At 67.5% G+C, this 2,905-nt stretch carries 2 protein-coding genes and 1 pseudogene; 2 read left to right on the forward strand and 1 reads right to left on the reverse strand.

Annotated elements, in window-relative coordinates; translation table 11 throughout:
• A partial coding sequence (locus tag B3587_RS11505; RefSeq protein ID WP_292728772.1) for a DbpA RNA binding domain-containing protein occupies positions 1 to 286 on the forward strand: 286 nt, incomplete at its 5' end.
• Positions 287 to 325: 39 nt separating this feature from the next.
• On the opposite strand, the gene B3587_RS11510 is transcribed toward B3587_RS11505, so the two are convergent.
• On the reverse strand, positions 326 to 1,237 hold the full coding sequence (locus tag B3587_RS11510) for a L,D-transpeptidase (protein ID WP_292728774.1): 912 nt from the start codon (positions 1,235 to 1,237) through the stop codon (positions 326 to 328).
• 162 nt (positions 1,238 to 1,399) lie between these two features.
• Between B3587_RS11510 and B3587_RS11515 the strand changes: the two are divergent.
• A pseudogene (locus B3587_RS11515) lies at positions 1,400 to 2,650 on the forward strand (IS256 family transposase).
• Positions 2,651 to 2,905: the final 255 nt, after the last annotated feature.

A 2,905-nucleotide genomic window follows, 5' to 3' on the forward strand; every position in this document is an offset into this window, starting at 1 on the left:
GGCTCATCGGTGGATCGAGGCTTACCGGATCTCCGTTGGCCGGCGCCACAGGGTTGAGCCGCGCCAGATCGTCGGAGCCCTAGCCAACGAGGGGGGCCTTCGCCGCGAGGACTTCGGCGCGATCCAGATCCGCCCCGACTTCTCGCTCGTCGAGCTGCCCGCGGATCTCTCGCCCGACACGCTGAGGCGCCTCGAGAACACGCGCATCAGCGGCAAGCTGATCGAACTCAAGCCCGACCGCTTCGGCAACTCGGCTAAGCGCGAAGGCCGTCCACCGCGCCGCTGACCCGTTGCGGCATCCGGTGTCGCGGCATCGGCTCGAGCGTCATTCGCGGATGATCACCGGAGTTCCGAGCGGGAGCGCGGCGAGCGCGTGGGCTGCGGCTTCATCGACGCGCAGGCATCCGTTCGACACTCGGCCGGAACGTGTGTCGTGATAGTGGAAGGCGGTCACGGCGACATCGCCGCCGTCGAATCCGTCGAGAGTCGGACTCTGCACCGACAGGTAGGTGATCGGGTTCCCCCTCGTGTACGCGAAGCTCGGCTCGGTGCGCACCGTCATGATGAACGAACGACCGAGGGGCGTCGGCGTCGCCTCCACGCCGGACCCGAAGTCGGCGGCGATGCGCTGCCGCCCCTCCCCACGAACGATGTCGATGGTGCGGTCGCCGAGGGAGACCTCGACGACCGCCTCTTGCGCCGTAAACTCGACGTCCTGCGTCCGGAGCCATCCGGTGAGTTGCCCGGAGTTTCCCCCGGAGGGATAGGCCTGGCGGCCCACGAGCATGACCTTCACCCATGCGTCGTGCTGCTCGATCACCGGCACCACGGTGCCGTCGTAGTAGTAATCGCGCGGAAGCGACGCCACCGGAGCGCCACCGGGCTCGGCAAACACAGGGACCGCGGCGCCCGCCGCGCGAGCGGCGACCCCGGTCAGCCGGCCGAAAGGATCGTCGTCGACGGGCAGCTCGGGAACGATGGCGAAGACGGTGATCTCAGGGAGTCCGGCCAGGTCGTAGTCGGTCGTGTCAGCGGCGGGCCCGACCAGGGTGGGTGTCGGTGTCGCCGCGGGTTCGACTGTGGGCGTAGGCGTGGGCGTCGGCGCTGCCGCGAGCGGTTCGCCCCGCCCCGACGCGACGATCGATGCGGCGACGAGCGCCGCCGCGACGAGGACACCGGCGACAGCAAGCGCGATCCATCCCGCGTTTCGTCGGGTGAGCGTGCGCGTCGTGGCCATGCATCCATCGTCGGCGCTGACGAAGACCCCCACAAGCGCCGAAGTAGTGCCCCGTAGCGTGGTGTAGTTCGCGGTGGCCGGTCTCGTCGTAGAGATGGTGCGGTCACCGTGTAGTTCCCTTCGAGAAAAACCCTCACATCCCACTCGAAAGGCATCTTCACGATGACCGCAGCTCATATTGTCGACCCCGCTGGCCTGCTTCAGGAAGCGCTGGGCGACGCGTCTCCCGATCTGATGCGCAGGTTGCTGCAGACAACGATCAACGCGCTGCTGTCCGCCGACGCGGACGCCGTCGTCGGCGCGGAATGGGGCCAACGCTCCACCGACCGGGCGGCGCAGCGCAACGGCTAGCGGCACCGCGACCTCGACACCCGGGTTGGGACGATCGACGTCGCGATCCCCAAGCTGCGCTCCGGCACGTACTTCCCCGAATGGCTCCTCGAACGCCGCAAATGCGCCGAGTCGGCGCTGATCACGGTCGTCGCGGACTGCTACCTCGCTGGCGTCTCGACCCGCCGGATGGACAAGCTTGTGAAGACCCTTGGGATCCACAACCTGTCGAAGTCGCAGGTCTCACGGATGGCCGCGGATCTCGACGAGCACGTCGCCCAGTTCCGGCACCGACCCCTGGGGGATTCGCGCCCGTTCACGTTCGTCGCCGCCGACGCGCTCACCATGAAAGTCCGTGAAGGCGGTCGGGTGATCAACGCCGTCGTGCTCGTCGCGACCGGCGTCAACGCCGACGGGCGCCGCGAAGTCCTCGGGCTCCGCGTCGCGACGTCCGAGACCGGGGCGGCCTGGAACTCGTTCTTCGCCGACCTCGTCGCCCGCGGCCTGGGCGGCGTCCGCCTGGTCACCTCCGACGCCCACGCAGGCCTGGTGGAGGCGATCGCGGCGAATCTGCCCGGCGCGGTCTGGCAACGCTGCCGCACCCATTACGCGGCCAACCTGATGAGCGTGACACCGAAGACTATGTGGCCGGCGGTGAAAGCGATGCTTCACTCCGTCTACGACCAACCCGACGCTGCCGCCGTGAACGCCCAGTTCGACCGGCTCCTGGACTACGTCAACGGGAAACTCCCCGACGCGCACGAGCACCTCGACACCCCCCGAGCTGACATCCTCGCGTTCACCGGGTTCCCCGAAGGGCTCTGGCAGCAGATCTGGTCCAACAACCCCAACGAGAGATTGAACCGGGCGATCCGTCGCCGCACCGACTCCGTCGGCATCTTCCCCAACCGCGGCGCGATCATCCGCCTCGTCGGCGCCGTCCTCACCGAGATCACCGACGAATGGGCCGAAGGCCGCCGCTACCTCGGGCTCGAGATCCTCGCGAAGTCCCGACTCACCCTCGTCGACAACACCGGCACGGAGAAGGTGAACACCGACAGCACCCTCGAGCTCACCGCCTGAACCATCAACAGATCGAAGGAACCCGAACTACACCACTCCCTGGGGCTTGACCTAGCGCGACAGCGATTGCGATCACGATGGCCACCACAACAGCGACAAGAGTCGCGGCAGGAGACCGCAAGATCATTGAGGTTCTCGAGCGCCACCATCGGGTCCCGGGTACTTCCGACAAGACTCTTTCCTCTCTGTAAGAACACCGCCGCCGGTGCTCCTCGCCACGCGACGTCCCCGCTAGATGAGTGAGTCCGATCGTTT

This window comes from Microbacterium sp. UBA837 (assembly GCF_002296025.1).
GTDB lineage: Bacteria > Actinomycetota > Actinomycetes > Actinomycetales > Microbacteriaceae > Microbacterium.